The organism is Ruegeria sp. CDSA089 (assembly GCF_059612205.1).
Genome location: NZ_JBXWQD010000007.1, coordinates 160221 through 172402 on the forward strand (window position 1 = coordinate 160221; position 12182 = coordinate 172402).

General features: G+C 59.5%; 17 protein-coding genes. 5 read left to right on the forward strand and 12 right to left on the reverse strand.

The annotated features are described in order from the left end of the window. Positions 1 to 39 precede the first annotated feature (39 nt). The 3 genes from dapD to AC2FJ6_RS17020 form a co-directional block, all read right to left on the reverse strand. The gene (dapD, locus tag AC2FJ6_RS17010; RefSeq protein ID WP_170774899.1) at positions 40 to 867 is read right to left on the reverse strand and encodes a 2,3,4,5-tetrahydropyridine-2,6-dicarboxylate N-succinyltransferase; all 828 of its coding nucleotides are present in this window, start codon (positions 865 to 867) and stop codon (positions 40 to 42) included. 127 nt (positions 868 to 994) lie between these two features. Then, positions 995 to 1594, reverse strand: coding sequence for a GntR family transcriptional regulator (locus AC2FJ6_RS17015; RefSeq protein ID WP_170774901.1), 600 nt, complete (start codon positions 1592 to 1594; stop codon positions 995 to 997). A 44-nt stretch (positions 1595 to 1638) separates the two neighbouring features. Continuing rightward, positions 1639 to 2550, reverse strand: coding sequence for a threonine/serine dehydratase (locus tag AC2FJ6_RS17020; RefSeq protein WP_170774903.1), 912 nt, complete (start codon positions 2548 to 2550; stop codon positions 1639 to 1641). Between the two features lie 79 nt (positions 2551 to 2629). Between AC2FJ6_RS17020 and AC2FJ6_RS17025 the strand changes: the two genes are divergently transcribed. Then, entirely contained in the window at positions 2630 to 3472 is an 843-nt protein-coding gene (locus AC2FJ6_RS17025) for an LOG family protein (RefSeq protein ID WP_480877302.1), read from the forward strand. Positions 3473 to 3475: 3 nt separating this feature from the next. Next, a complete protein-coding gene (locus tag AC2FJ6_RS17030; RefSeq protein ID WP_170774907.1) occupies positions 3476 to 4573 on the forward strand; it encodes a cystathionine gamma-lyase in 1098 nt (365 codons plus the stop codon). On the opposite strand, the gene AC2FJ6_RS17035 is transcribed toward AC2FJ6_RS17030, so the two are convergent. Then, positions 4574 to 4957, reverse strand: a complete 384-nt coding sequence (locus tag AC2FJ6_RS17035; protein ID WP_170774909.1) for a hypothetical protein — start codon at positions 4955 to 4957, stop codon at positions 4574 to 4576. 154 nt (positions 4958 to 5111) lie between these two features. On the opposite strand from AC2FJ6_RS17035, the gene AC2FJ6_RS17040 reads away from it, so the two are divergent. Both AC2FJ6_RS17040 and AC2FJ6_RS17045 read left to right on the forward strand, forming a co-directional pair. Then, positions 5112 to 6029, forward strand: coding sequence for a DnaJ C-terminal domain-containing protein (locus AC2FJ6_RS17040; RefSeq protein WP_170774911.1), 918 nt, complete (start codon positions 5112 to 5114; stop codon positions 6027 to 6029). Next, entirely contained in the window at positions 6026 to 6367 is a 342-nt protein-coding gene (locus tag AC2FJ6_RS17045) for a hypothetical protein (RefSeq protein ID WP_170774914.1), read from the forward strand. Before AC2FJ6_RS17040 ends, AC2FJ6_RS17045 begins: the two co-directional genes overlap by 4 nt. A 6-nt stretch (positions 6368 to 6373) precedes the next feature. Here AC2FJ6_RS17045 and AC2FJ6_RS17050 read toward each other — a convergent pair whose 3' ends face one another. From AC2FJ6_RS17050 to AC2FJ6_RS17070, 5 genes are all read right to left on the reverse strand, one after another. Next, positions 6374 to 7000, reverse strand: coding sequence for a cytochrome P460 family protein (locus AC2FJ6_RS17050; protein WP_170774916.1), 627 nt, complete (start codon positions 6998 to 7000; stop codon positions 6374 to 6376). A gap of 236 nt (positions 7001 to 7236) precedes the next feature. Then, a complete protein-coding gene (gene rlmN, locus AC2FJ6_RS17055) occupies positions 7237 to 8424 on the reverse strand; it encodes a dual-specificity RNA methyltransferase RlmN (RefSeq protein WP_170774918.1) in 1188 nt (395 codons plus the stop codon). 79 nt (positions 8425 to 8503) lie between these two features. Next, entirely contained in the window at positions 8504 to 8881 is a 378-nt protein-coding gene (locus tag AC2FJ6_RS17060; RefSeq protein WP_170774920.1) for a lysozyme inhibitor LprI family protein, read from the reverse strand. Positions 8882 to 8991: 110 nt separating this feature from the next. Next, positions 8992 to 9159, reverse strand: coding sequence for a hypothetical protein (locus tag AC2FJ6_RS17065; protein ID WP_170774922.1), 168 nt, complete (start codon positions 9157 to 9159; stop codon positions 8992 to 8994). Between the two features lie 172 nt (positions 9160 to 9331). Continuing rightward, on the reverse strand, positions 9332 to 9865 hold the full coding sequence (locus tag AC2FJ6_RS17070; RefSeq protein ID WP_170774923.1) for an invasion associated locus B family protein: 534 nt from the start codon (positions 9863 to 9865) through the stop codon (positions 9332 to 9334). 178 nt (positions 9866 to 10043) lie between these two features. On the opposite strand from AC2FJ6_RS17070, the gene AC2FJ6_RS17075 reads away from it, so the two are divergent. Then, positions 10044 to 11042: an asparaginase gene (locus AC2FJ6_RS17075; protein ID WP_170783121.1), complete on the forward strand. Its 999-nt coding sequence runs from the start codon at positions 10044 to 10046 to the stop codon at positions 11040 to 11042. Between the two features lie 3 nt (positions 11043 to 11045). Here AC2FJ6_RS17075 and AC2FJ6_RS17080 read toward each other — a convergent pair whose 3' ends face one another. Genes AC2FJ6_RS17080 through AC2FJ6_RS17090 form a run of 3 tightly spaced genes read right to left on the reverse strand, consistent with a single transcriptional unit; the run spans position 11046 to position 12145 of the window. Next, the gene (locus tag AC2FJ6_RS17080) at positions 11046 to 11366 is read right to left on the reverse strand and encodes a YciI family protein (protein WP_170774927.1); all 321 of its coding nucleotides are present in this window, start codon (positions 11364 to 11366) and stop codon (positions 11046 to 11048) included. 33 nt (positions 11367 to 11399) lie between these two features. Continuing rightward, positions 11400 to 11828, reverse strand: a complete 429-nt coding sequence (locus AC2FJ6_RS17085) for an SRPBCC family protein (RefSeq protein WP_170774929.1) — start codon at positions 11826 to 11828, stop codon at positions 11400 to 11402. After that, entirely contained in the window at positions 11816 to 12145 is a 330-nt protein-coding gene (locus AC2FJ6_RS17090; protein ID WP_170774931.1) for an ArsR/SmtB family transcription factor, read from the reverse strand. Before AC2FJ6_RS17090 ends, AC2FJ6_RS17085 begins: the two co-directional genes overlap by 13 nt. Positions 12146 to 12182 lie beyond the last annotated feature (37 nt).

Below are 12182 nucleotides of genomic sequence, written 5' to 3' on the forward strand. Positions count from 1 at the left end.
CAGCGCGGGGCTGCGGCCTGTATTCGACTGGCGCGGGGTTTAGTCGCGCAGCAGTTCATTGATCCCGGTTTTCGAGCGGGTCTTTTCGTCCACCCGCTTAACGATCACAGCGCAATAGAGGCTGATGTTGTTCTTGGTCGGCATGGAGCCAGCAACGACCACCGAATAGGGCGGCACTTCGCCGTAGGTGACCTCACCGGTTTCGCGGTCGACGATCTTGGTTGATTTGCCGATGAACACGCCCATGCCCAGAACCGAGCCTTCGCGGACGATGCAGCCCTCGACCACTTCCGACCGGGCTCCGATAAAGCAGTTGTCTTCGATGATGGTCGGGCCGGCCTGCATCGGCTCCAACACGCCGCCAATGCCGACGCCGCCCGACAGGTGGACGTTCTTGCCGATCTGCGCGCAGGATCCGACCGTGGCCCATGTGTCGACCATGGTGCCTTCGTCAACGTAAGCGCCAAGGTTCACGAACGAAGGCATCAGAACCGCGCCGGGCGCGATATAGGCCGATTTGCGGACCACACAGTTGGGCACGGCGCGGAAGCCTGCGGCTTTCCACTGGTTCTCACCCCAACCGGCGAACTTGCTGTCCACCTTGTCCCACCAGCCACCGGCCTGCGGACCACCGGTCTGGATTTCCATGTCCTTGATGCGGAAGCCCAGCAAGACCGCTTTCTTGGCCCACTGGTTCACGTGCCAGTCGCCACTGTCCAGCTTTTCAGCAACACGCAGCGCGCCGCTGTCCAGCGCGTTCAGCGTGTCTTCGATGGCCTCGCGTGTTTCGCCGGTGGTGGCGGGGGTGATGGTATCGCGTGCCTCCCATGCGGCTTCGATGGCGGCTTCCAGTTGCGCGTTGGACATTTCGGGGCTCCCTGACGAATCTGTTCACGTTGGTGTTGCCTATACGCAGCCGAAAACAATGACGCAATGCGACGAAGGCGGGCGCGTTTACGTCAGGACATCGACACTGCGGTGTTTTGCGCGCCGTCTAGCTTGCCCGCCGGATATGGCGCACCAGAATGGCAACCGCTCCGGCGGTGTCTTTCTTCTGCATCGCCTGCATCAGCGCGGCGTGGTCGCTGTCGACCCGCTGCTCCCATTTCGGCCGCCAATGCGCGAACAGATACCGTGCGCTTGCGATGTGCAGATCGTCGATTGTACGCAGCAAACGCGGCAACCCGCAGGGCGTCAGAATGGCGCGATGAAAGGCGCGATTTCTGGCTTCCCATTCCGGCATGGTTTCGGCCGCATCACAGGCGAGACGCGCCTCTTCTGCGCGTGCCAAAGCAACGGGCGTCAGGTTCTGCACTGCATATTGCAGCGCCAGAGGCTCCAGCGCGACGCGCATCTCGATCACTTCGCGCATCTCAACCGGGTCCAGCGCTGTTACGCGCATTCCACGACGGGGTTCGCTTTTGGCCAGCCCATGGGCCTGCAACCGCAGCAAGGCCTCGCGCACCGGCACATGACTGGTGTCAAAGGCGCGTGCGATATGATCCTGACGCAGCTTTTCCCCGGCGGTCAGTGCGCCGGTTATGATCTGCTGGCTCAAGCTGTCGTAGATGGTGTCGGCAATGGTCGCGCTCATGGATTATAGATAAAATCCGACCCCAAAGATCACAAGCCGCATTCTCAGCCCATCAGCGGGTCGGGTGAAATATTGCCCCCGCACACCAGCACGGCCACTTTTTCCCCCGGCGCGGGCTTATACGCGCCAGAGATCAACGCCGCCAAAGCCGCAGCACCTGCCGGTTCGACCAGAATCCGATGCGCTTGCCAAAGCCGCTTTTGCGCATCGGCAATGGCCGCATCGCTGACCAAGACCGAGGTCATGCCCTGCGCCAGACCAAAACAAATCGATCCGATCCGCCGCGCGCCCAGCGCATTGGCAGCAATGCCCGAGACTGAGACATCGACCGGCTCCCCGGCCTGCAACGCGGCATTCAAAGCGCATGAGGTCTCGGGCTCGACCGCCACGACCTTGCGCGCATCCTGCAACCACGCCAGCGCCCCAGCAATCAGCCCTCCGCCACCAACGGCGACCAAAACTGTGTCGGCTTGCAGACCCTGAGCCTCCCATTCGGCGAAACACGTGCCTTGCCCGGCGACGGTGCCCGGCGCGTCATAGGCGTGGATCTGCATCGCGCCGGTCTGCGCCTCATGATCTTGCGCCGCCGTAAGCGCGTTCGCATATTCGCCGGACACAACACTCAGGTCCGCTCCCGTTTGTTCGATCAATGCGATTTTGGACGGACCCGCCAGTTCAGGTACGAAAATCTTGGCCGGATAGCCCAGCGTCTGCGCCGCATAGGCCGCTGCTGCCCCGTGATTGCCACCCGATGCGGCCACGACACCGGCCTCTGGGACATCCATGCTGAGCAACGTATTAAACGCCCCACGCGCTTTGAAGCTGCCAGTGTGCTGCATGTGCTCCAGCTTCAACTCAATCGGGTAGCCCGGAACGCGGCTTTCCATCACGGGTGTAACCTGTGCGTACCCGGCGATCCGGTCTGCGGCTGCTGAAATTTCGTTCTTCCAATTCATTCTTGTTCTTCCGTGACTGGCGCTCTGATCGCGAACCCTATAGCTGTTTTGGAAACACGCAAGCAGGGATCGATCACCTATGAGAGAAGACCGCCACAGCCCGTTCCGCGACGCGCAGACCGACCGCTCGACCGCGAGCGAGGTGCCGGATACGCCGCAGACGCGGTCGCCCGCCTATCGCCTTGCCTTTGCCGATGACGAGTTTCTGTGCCGCGATGAGCTGCGCCCGGTGCGCCTGCAGCTGGAACTGCTGAAGCCGGAGATGATCATGAGCGAACGTCAGATCACCTCGACCATCGTCATGTTCGGCGGTGCGCGCATCCCAGAACCGTCGCAGAAACACAATGCGCGCACGAAAACACTGGCTGATTTGTCGGAATACTATGACGAAGCGCGCGAATTTGCCCGGCTGATGACCGAGAAGTCCAACCAGACCGGCTGCCGCGAGAACGTGATTGTCACCGGCGGTGGCCCCGGCGTGATGGAGGCTGGCAATCGCGGCGCGCAAGACGCGGGCGGCTGTTCCATTGGGCTGAACATCGTACTGCCCCACGAACAGGCCCCGAACCTGTATGTCACGCCGGAGCTCAGCTTTAACTTCCACTATTTCGCCATCCGAAAGATGCATTTCCTGATGCGCGCCCGGGCCATCACCATCTTCCCCGGCGGCTTTGGCACCATGGATGAGCTGTTTGAATCCCTGACTTTGATCCAGACCGGCCGGATGGACCGCGTGCCCTTCCTGCTGTTTGGCCGCGAGTTCTGGGAAAAGGTCATCAACTGGGAGGCACTGGCGGATGCGGGCACCATCTCAGAAGAAGATCTGGACCTGTTCCGTTTTGTAGACACCGCGCAAGAGGCGGTCGAGATCATCGAGAACTGGGAACCTGCCCCGCCCCGCGACGACATTCCGGGGCGCTGAGAGATGGCCCCCAAACCCGGAGAGATGCTGCACCTGCGCGGCAATGCCCTGAATGCAGGCGACCCTGTGGCGCTTCCTCTCACGCAAAGCAGCATGTACCATCTGCCCGGCGCGCCGGACGGTTTGGCAACCTATGGCCGCGTCGACAACCCCACATGGGTGCATCTGGAACATGTTCTGGCCCATCTGGAGGACGCGCCTTGCCTCGTGTTCCCCTCGGGCATGGGGGCGATCTCGGCCGCTTTGTTTGCCACCATCAAGGCCGGGTCGCGTATCCTGATCCCCTCTGACGGCTACTACGTCACCCGCGTGTTGGCGGATCGGTTCCTGTCGGGTCTGGGTGTGTCCGTCACCGAACGCCCCACGACCGGTTTCACTGAGGGCGGGTTTGAGGGATTCGATGTGGTCTTTGTCGAAAGCCCATCGAACCCTGGTCTGGACATGATGGACCTGCCCGCGATTACACAATCCGTCCGCGCGGCCGGAGGGATCACGATTGCTGACAACACCACCATGACCCCGCTGGGCCAGCGCCCGCTGGATCTGGGTGTGGATGTGGTTGTTGCGTCGGACACCAAGGCGATGGGTGGGCATTCCGATCTGCTGATGGGCCATGTCTCCAGCCGCAATCCGCAGATCATGGAGAGGGTTGAGGAATGGCGCAAAGTCTCGGGCGCGATCCCCGGCCCGCATGAGGCATGGCTGCTGCATCGCGGATTGGAAACGCTGGATGTGCGGTTCGACCGGATGTGCGCCTCGGCGCAGGTACTGGCCGAGCGGCTAGCGGATCACCCTGCGGTGAAAGCCATCCGCTATCCCGGCCTGCCCTCTGACCCCGCGCACGCGCTGGCCAAAGCGCAGACAACGCGGTTCGGGTTTCTGCTTTCGATCACGCTGGACAGCGAAGACAAGGCCGAAACCTTCATCAACGCCTGCCCGATGCTTCGTCCTGCCACATCCTTCGGAGGCGTCCACAGTTCAGCCGAACGCCGGGCGCGCTGGGGCGACGATGTTGACCCAGCCTTCATCCGCCTTTCGGTCGGGTGTGAACCGGTCGAGGAGTTGTGTCAGGCGATCAACGACAGCCTTAACGCGCTGTGATTACTTCTTGGGCTCGCGCAGTTCAGTGAACACGTAGATTGGCAGCACGATGCTGGCGATCAACGCCCCCAGCCAGACCAGCAAGGTTGCGGCCAGCAGGTTGGAAATCCCTCCTACAGTCAGGCCGTTTGTGATCAGATCGGTTAGCAACAAGCCGACAAAGGTCACGATCAACGCGATGCCACCCTTGATCGCAGGCGCGCGCTTTGCGCCCAGTTTCAGGAGAAGTGGCTCGGCGACCCATTGAATAAGCGTGAAAACGATCACCACCACGATGAACGAGATCGGTCGGATCGCAAATTCTGGTAGTAGGATCGCAGCCAGTAGCAACCCGATGGCATTCCCGGCCAGCAGGGCCAGAATGGACTTTAGTCTGCGCGTCATTAAAGTCTCCGTCAGCAATCAATTCAAAACATGCAGATATTAGCAGGATTAAGCGATTTAGCGAGGTGTTTCAAAAGCCTCTTCCTTTTGGGTCTTTGAAATCGCATGATAAAACCCAAGTATCAAGGTCAGACCCCCACCGACGAGAGGTGAGATGAGCGACGATCCCTATACCGTTTTAGGTGTTGCCAAGGATGCCAGCGACGCCGAGATCAAGAAAGCCTATCGGCGTATCGCCAAGGACTGTCACCCCGATCTGAAACCCGGCGACGCCGAGGCCGAGGCAAAATTCAAAGCCGCAGCGGCCGCTTATGATCTGCTGAAAGACCCCGAGAAACGGGCGCAATACGATCGGGGTGAGATTGACGCCTCGGGCCAGGAGCGTCCGCAACAACAATACTATCGTGACTATGCCGAGGCTGCCGGAAACCCCTATCGCGGGCGCGCGGCAGACCCGGACGATATGTCGGACATCTTCGCCGAATTCATGCGCGGGCGCGCCAACTATGGTCAACGCAGTCAGGGGTTCCATGCGCCGGGGCATAACCGCAGCTACAGCCTGCAGATCAGCTTTCTGGACGCTGTGTTTGGCGCCAGCCAGAAACTGACATTGCCTGACGGCGACCGGATCGAGGTTAAGATCCCGGCAGGCATTACAGACGGCCAAACCATCCGACTTCGCGGCAAGGGGGATCCCGGGTTTGGCGACGGGCCTGCAGGTGATGCTCTGGTCACCGTGACAGTCGCACCTCATCCGGTGTTTGAACGTCAGGGTGATGACATCCACATCACCCTGCCCATCACCATTGATGAGGCCATTCTGGGCGGCAAAGTCCCCGCGCCAACTATTGACGGCGGCGTCAATGTCAGCGTGCCGCCGGGTACCAGCAGCGGCAAAACCCTGCGGCTGCGGGGCAAAGGGGTGAAAAAACGCGGTTCTTCCGACCGGGGCGACCAACTGATCGAATTGACCGTCGCCATGCCGGACCAGATCGACGATGACCTAAAGGCTTTCATGGAAACGTGGCGTGACACACACCGCTATGATCCTCGCAAAGGAATGCCGTCATGACCCGCACCCTGACCGAATCCGAAGTGATCGCAACCGTGACTCGCCTGACCTCAGCCCGGTTGACCGAGTATCTGGCCGCCGAAATCGTGATCCCTGAAAGCACCGAACAAGGGCTGGTCTATCATAGCCTTGACGTGGCCCGACTAGAGCTGGCCTGCGAGTTACACGACCAGTACGAGATGGAAGCAGATGCACTATCGATGATGATCTCGCTGATCGACCAGATGCACGGGTTGCGCGCCGAACTGCGCGAGGTGCTGAACGCCGTCGAATCGCAGCCCGAACCCGTCAGGCAAAGCCTGATCGACGTGATCGGCACCGCCCGGTTCGGGCGATAGGAAAGCTCAGTTCTGCACCAGATATTCTTCGGGCACGTAGAATGTATAGTCCCTATCCGCCACGGCCTCGTGACAATCGTGGCAATAAGACACGGCGCTGGCGCGGTCGCCCATCGTGTCGCCAAAGACCGACCCGTCCGGCATCACCATGATATAGCGCCAATCTGCCGTATCCGGGCTGGCGCCTTCGGCCAGTTTCTCCATCACGAACAAGGCGCCGGGATGGGTGTTGCCCTCATCCGTGACAGTCATGCTGTCCTTGGCCAACACCGACCCCAAAGGCAACTTTTCACCCGGTTGCAGCGTGCCGTAATTGTGCGCCATCCGGTTGGCATAGCTGTTTACGAACCGCCTGCCATGTGTTTCCGAGATATAGGGCGCATCGTTGAACAAAGGCCAGTTCTGATAATTTCGCAGCTCATCCATCTGCGCGGCGGCGTACCCCCGCGCCATCCGGCGCTGTAATGAGGCATAGATACTCAGCGCCTCTTCCTTGGTTAGATCCGCCGGGTTTTCGATCGCAAGATGCGCGTTTTCACCATTCGACTGGGCCGCGACTCCGGTCGCCACCAAGCCTGCCAATCCTAACCCCAACAGAATTTTGCGGTTTTGTCGTATCAATTGCACAAACATTCATATGGCCTATCTGTTCAATTCGGTTCACAGAAACGCCGCACGTCTTGTGAGTGGCTATTAGATAGCGGCCATGGGTCTTCTCGCCATCACGGGGCACTCGACTCTCACCCCATTGTGCATGGATGTGAGCGCAGTACCCAAGTTTTGACCTGGCAAACATACCAAAAAACGCATGCAATAGACAGACGCAGACGCATTAAATCTGTTTACGGGGCGATCAAATTTTATGCTTACTATCCGTCGAGGCCCGCTTCGGCTGCAATTTGCTTGCGCGACTTGCGCGCACGCTCGGTTGCGGATTTCAACTGACCACAGGCTGCCATGATGTCCTCGCCCCGCGTTTTGCGGATGGGGGAGGCATAACCCGCCTGATAGATGATATTCGCAAACGCCCGGATCCGGTTGTTCGAGCTGCGCTTATAAGGCGCGCCTGGCCATTCGTTGAACGGGATCAGGTTGATCTTGGCCGGGATGTTGTGGCGCTTGATATGGTCAATCAACCTATGCGCGTCGGCGTCGCTGTCATTGACGCCATCCAGCATCACGTATTCGAACGTGATCCGCTCCGAATTAGACGCCTTGGGATAGCTGGCCAGTGCGTGTAGCAGCTCTTCGATATTCCAGCGCTTGTTGATCGGCACCAGCACGTCGCGGGTCTCATCCGTAGTGGCGTGGAACGAGATCGCCAGCAGGCAGCCGATTTCTTCCGCCGTGCGGGCAATCTCGGGCACCACACCGCTGGTCGAAAGCGTAATCCGACGGCGGGACAGGGAAATTCCCTCTGGGTCCATGGCGATCTTCATCGCGTCGCGCACGTTGTCGAAATTGTAAAGCGGCTCGCCCATGCCCATCAAAACGATGTTCGACAGCAGGCGTGTTTCGTCTTTGGGCGCACCGGGGGTGGGCCATTCGTCCAGATCATCGCGAGCCATCATCACCTGACCCACGATCTCGGCCGCAGTCAGATTGCGCACCAGTTTCTGTGTGCCTGTATGGCAGAAAGAACAGGTCAGCGTGCAGCCCACTTGCGAGGAAATACACAGCGTGCCGCGATCGTCCTCGGGGATATAGACTACCTCAACCTCGTGCCCGCCGGCGATGCGGCACAGGTATTTTCGGGTGCCATCCTCGGACACCTGCCGTGTTACGACCTCGGGAATTTCGATCACAAAGCTCTCGGCCAGTTGGGCCCGATAGGCTTTGGCGAGGTTCGTCATCTGCGCAAAATCGCGAACACCCCATTGATAGATCCACTGCCAGATCTGCCCGGTGCGCATCTTGGCCTGTTTCTCGGGCGTGCCATGTGCGACCAGCGTCGTGCGCAATTGGTCGCGAGTCAGACCGACAAGGTTAACCTTTCCCTCGGGCAGTTTGCGAGGGAGGGTCAGGACGTCTTGAGTGATCGGCGCTTTGGGCGACATGGGGCTATCTCGGCAGATTCTGGCTTGGGATGCGCCTCTATATAGGACCTAGCGCAAAGATCAAAAGAAATCGTCGCGTTTAATTCGCGTAGCGCAGCAATTCGTCCACACGTGCCCGGCCCAACTCTACCCGACAGGCGGTAATGCCAATGCCGGTACCTGACCCACCGCCGAACGACGCGCCAACAGCCTCGCATTGGGCATCGCGGTAAGCCAGCCACGCGGTCTGCGCGCTGTCCAACGCGGGCACTGCCACAACACGTCCGGTAACATCATCCAGTTCTTTGGCCGATTGCATGGCAATGTTGTAACTTGCATCTATCGCCTGATCGACGCGGTCCTCCATCGCGCCCACGCATGCGCCAATCTCTATCTGAGAACCAGCATCCAGACATTCTAGAGTTGGATCAGCACTGGCAGCGGAAGACAGAAACAAAATCAAAAATGCAAAGCGCATCGGGCAGCCCCCTATTGGTTGCCCAATACTAGCACAGGCCCGGTTTTACCCCAAAGCGTCGAAGCCCCAGACACGACGACATGGCCGTGCCACGATGGGACCCGCATGCGTCAAATGCCCGGTGGCACGATATTGCAATCCGTTGCGTCCAGCGTTTGAACTGGATCATCCGGCCCGCATTGCTCGCCCGTGACCGGATATGTGTCGGCCTCTTTCTCGCAAGCACTCAGGATAAGGGCGACCATCATCAAGAGAGCGGTGAGTGATTTCGTTTGCATGTCGGGCTCCTTTCCTAGTTCAGAGCCTTATACATGCAGATATTTGCATTCATTTCTTTGACTGGAATCAAATTTCGAATACGAATGCCGCCTCCAGAACGCTGCACAATGCCCTGCCACAACGCAAAAACCCCGCCAGACTGGCGGGGCAGCGATCAGGCAAATGCCCAGTCTAGTTGGTGCAGCGCGTCTCGGCGTCTTCAATCGCAGCGGTGAACCCCAGCAGCGAGAACGTGTCCTTGGTCTGCGTCCCACGCTCCGAGCGCGCCGTCAGGACGGCCTCGGTCCCGCGCTTCATGGCTGCGACCACCTTCAGGTCTTCACCTTCGGTTGCGGGCCACGCCCATTCACCTTCGGTGATCAGCTCGAACTTGGTGCCGTCGATATCAAGATTGACAGTCGATCCCGGTGCAAATGGATAGCCGCCCGTGAACGTCACCTGCCCTTTGACCTCGGCGTTGGGGCGGTAGAACACGAACAGCAGAATGTCGCTGCGCCGTACCGACACGACCCGCCCACCGCGGGTGTTCACGGTTTCCTTGGGGGCGGAAACGCTCCAGCATTCAGTCGGGTCATCCTCGACGAAGACGCTCCAGTCCGTTTTGGCTGCAACCCTGTTCGTGCTCGTCGCCTGTTGTGCAGTTGCCGTTGTTGCCAATCCTGCTATGCACAGGCCCGCGATCACGCGGACAAGCTTTGATCCCATCGTCCAGCCTCCTAGCTCGACCCATTACCTCATACCCACCGGAAATGCGTGCGGACCCTGCCTGATCCGTCTGTACGTTGCGTCTTCCGATGATTGCCGACATACACACTGTAACGCAGGTTTCGCCACAGGCGAAAGAGCGATTGGCAGAATTTTGCGCATGTTAAGGAATGTTCTAATGACACAAGCCGTACCAATGACAGAACTGTGGCGCGGACCGCTGTTGGAAAGCCTACATCTTGGGCATGCGGTGATCTGCGACGATACCGGCCAGATCGTTAAAAGTTGGGGGAATCCGAACGCTGTGATCTATCCGCGATCCTCGGCCAAGATGATTCAGGGGCTGCCGCTGATCACTTCGGGTGCAGCGGCGAAGTACGGGCTGACCTCGGAACATCTTGCACTGGCCTGTGCCTCGCACAGCGGTGCACATATCCACACGGATCGCGTCTCGGCCTGGTTGGACCATCTGGGTCTGGCGGAACCCGATCTTCGCTGCGGCCCGCAAGAGCCACAGGACATGGCTGCGCGCGACGGGTTAATTTTAGCCGATGACACGCCATGTCAGATTCACAATAACTGTTCGGGCAAGCATTGCGGGTTTCTGACCGTTGCTCAGCATATGGGCGCCGGACCGGAATATCTGGAAATCGACCACCCCGTACAACAGGCCTGCCTGTCCGCGCTTGAGGAAACAACGGGCGAGACCAGTCCCGCCTACGGCATCGACGGCTGCTCGGCCCCGAACTTTGCGACCTCGCTGGTCGGGTTGGCGCGTTCGATGGCGTGGTTTGCCAGCGCCGCGGATCGGTCGGACCGGGCCAGCGACGCGGCGCAACAGCTGACGGCCGCAATGATGAAACACCCCGAGCTGGTCGCCGGTGAAACTCGCGCCTGCACCGAACTGATGCGCGCCATGGGTGGTCGCGTTGCCATCAAAACCGGTGCCGAGGCTGTGTTCATCGCAATCCTACCCGAAAAACGCATGGGCGTGGCATTGAAGATCACCGACGGCACCACCCGCGCCAGCGAATGCGCCATTGCCGCGATTCTGGTCAGCTTGGGCGTGCTGGAGGCCGACCACCCGGCCACCCGCGAATTTCTGAACGCCACGCAATACAGCCGTCGAGGGCTGGAATGCGGCGTGATCAAACCCGCGCCGGGGTTCCCCAGCTAAAGGCTACATCTCAATCTCGTGAATCTCGGCCACTTCGACCGAGCCGGACCCGTTGATAACCATCGGGCAACCCTTGGCTATCTCGGTCGCAGCATCCATGCTTTCGGCTTTGACAACTGTAAAGCCCGAGGCCGGATTGGCGCCGCCATTGTCAACAACACCGCTGCTGCTGACGGTGTAAGACTGGCCAACCGGGTTTCCGGGGATGTCCAGTGCCTCGCCCATTCCGCCGAACCAAGCGCCCCAGGCGGCCATGGTCGCTTCGATTTCAGCGGGGTCGGTCGGGGTATGACCACCGTGATAGACAAATAGAAACTGTGGCATTTATTTCCTCCCTTATGCCTTCGTGATGAAAAACTAGGCCAGCTGTGCGGCCAGCTTGTTCAGCGTCGACGTCCAGCCTTTGGTGTGGTTCGCTGCGATTTCGTCATCGCCCAACTCGCGGTGGTCGATGATCAACTTTGCACCCTCTTCTGCTGCCTCGACCACCAACATCACATGGCTTTCGGCTCCGCGCTGGTCCTGATCGTCATGCCAGCCCCATGTGAACCCAACCGATTTGGGCGGATCGACATGCGTCACATGACCCGAAACCTTAAACCGCTGCCCTTCGCCATTTTGCATCACCGAATACCACGGACCCGTGCGAGAGAAATCCAGGTTGTGCTCGGGCACATGCATCCCTTCGGGTCCCCACCATTGCAGAAGCTTGTCGGGGGTGCTGATCCACGCATACAGATCGTCCGGTGCAAGCGGGTAAGCGCGCTCCAGTTTCAAATCGGCCATGAGGTCTCCTTTTCGATTGCATCACCCAGACGGTTCAGGCTGCTTTCCCAGAATTGACGTTTCGAGATGGTCCACTCCGCAATCGCGCGCAGCCCCTCGGGGCGGATCGAATACATCCGCTGGCTGCCCTGCACGCGCTGATTTATCAGCCCCGCCTCGCGCAGCAGTTTCAAATGGCGCGAGATCGCGGCGCCGGACATGCCGCGTCCTTCGATCAGGTCTCCGGCAGGTAATTCTCCATCCTGCATAAGCTGCTCGACGATGGAAAATCGCGTTGCGTCAGACAACGCGGAAAATGTGGTCAGAAGGGTGTTCATGACCATTGTTTAACATTTTTGTTAAATAAAAGAAAGC

Coding starts and splice junctions, on each gene's coding strand:
- dapD (WP_170774899.1), bottom strand. CDS start 867: ATGTCCAACGCGCAACTGGAAGCCGCCATCGAAGCCGCATGGGAGGCA.
- AC2FJ6_RS17015 (WP_170774901.1), bottom strand. CDS start 1,594: ATGAGCGCGACCATTGCCGACACCATCTACGACAGCTTGAGCCAGCAG.
- AC2FJ6_RS17020 (WP_170774903.1), bottom strand. CDS start 2,550: ATGAATTGGAAGAACGAAATTTCAGCAGCCGCAGACCGGATCGCCGGG.
- AC2FJ6_RS17025 (WP_480877302.1), top strand. CDS start 2,630: ATGAGAGAAGACCGCCACAGCCCGTTCCGCGACGCGCAGACCGACCGC.
- AC2FJ6_RS17030 (WP_170774907.1), top strand. CDS start 3,476: ATGGCCCCCAAACCCGGAGAGATGCTGCACCTGCGCGGCAATGCCCTG.
- AC2FJ6_RS17035 (WP_170774909.1), bottom strand. CDS start 4,957: ATGACGCGCAGACTAAAGTCCATTCTGGCCCTGCTGGCCGGGAATGCC.
- AC2FJ6_RS17040 (WP_170774911.1), top strand. CDS start 5,112: ATGAGCGACGATCCCTATACCGTTTTAGGTGTTGCCAAGGATGCCAGC.
- AC2FJ6_RS17045 (WP_170774914.1), top strand. CDS start 6,026: ATGACCCGCACCCTGACCGAATCCGAAGTGATCGCAACCGTGACTCGC.
- AC2FJ6_RS17050 (WP_170774916.1), bottom strand. CDS start 7,000: ATGTTTGTGCAATTGATACGACAAAACCGCAAAATTCTGTTGGGGTTA.
- rlmN (WP_170774918.1), bottom strand. CDS start 8,424: ATGTCGCCCAAAGCGCCGATCACTCAAGACGTCCTGACCCTCCCTCGC.
- AC2FJ6_RS17060 (WP_170774920.1), bottom strand. CDS start 8,881: ATGCGCTTTGCATTTTTGATTTTGTTTCTGTCTTCCGCTGCCAGTGCT.
- AC2FJ6_RS17065 (WP_170774922.1), bottom strand. CDS start 9,159: ATGCAAACGAAATCACTCACCGCTCTCTTGATGATGGTCGCCCTTATC.
- AC2FJ6_RS17070 (WP_170774923.1), bottom strand. CDS start 9,865: ATGGGATCAAAGCTTGTCCGCGTGATCGCGGGCCTGTGCATAGCAGGA.
- AC2FJ6_RS17075 (WP_170783121.1), top strand. CDS start 10,044: ATGACACAAGCCGTACCAATGACAGAACTGTGGCGCGGACCGCTGTTG.
- AC2FJ6_RS17080 (WP_170774927.1), bottom strand. CDS start 11,366: ATGCCACAGTTTCTATTTGTCTATCACGGTGGTCATACCCCGACCGAC.
- AC2FJ6_RS17085 (WP_170774929.1), bottom strand. CDS start 11,828: ATGGCCGATTTGAAACTGGAGCGCGCTTACCCGCTTGCACCGGACGAT.
- AC2FJ6_RS17090 (WP_170774931.1), bottom strand. CDS start 12,145: ATGAACACCCTTCTGACCACATTTTCCGCGTTGTCTGACGCAACGCGA.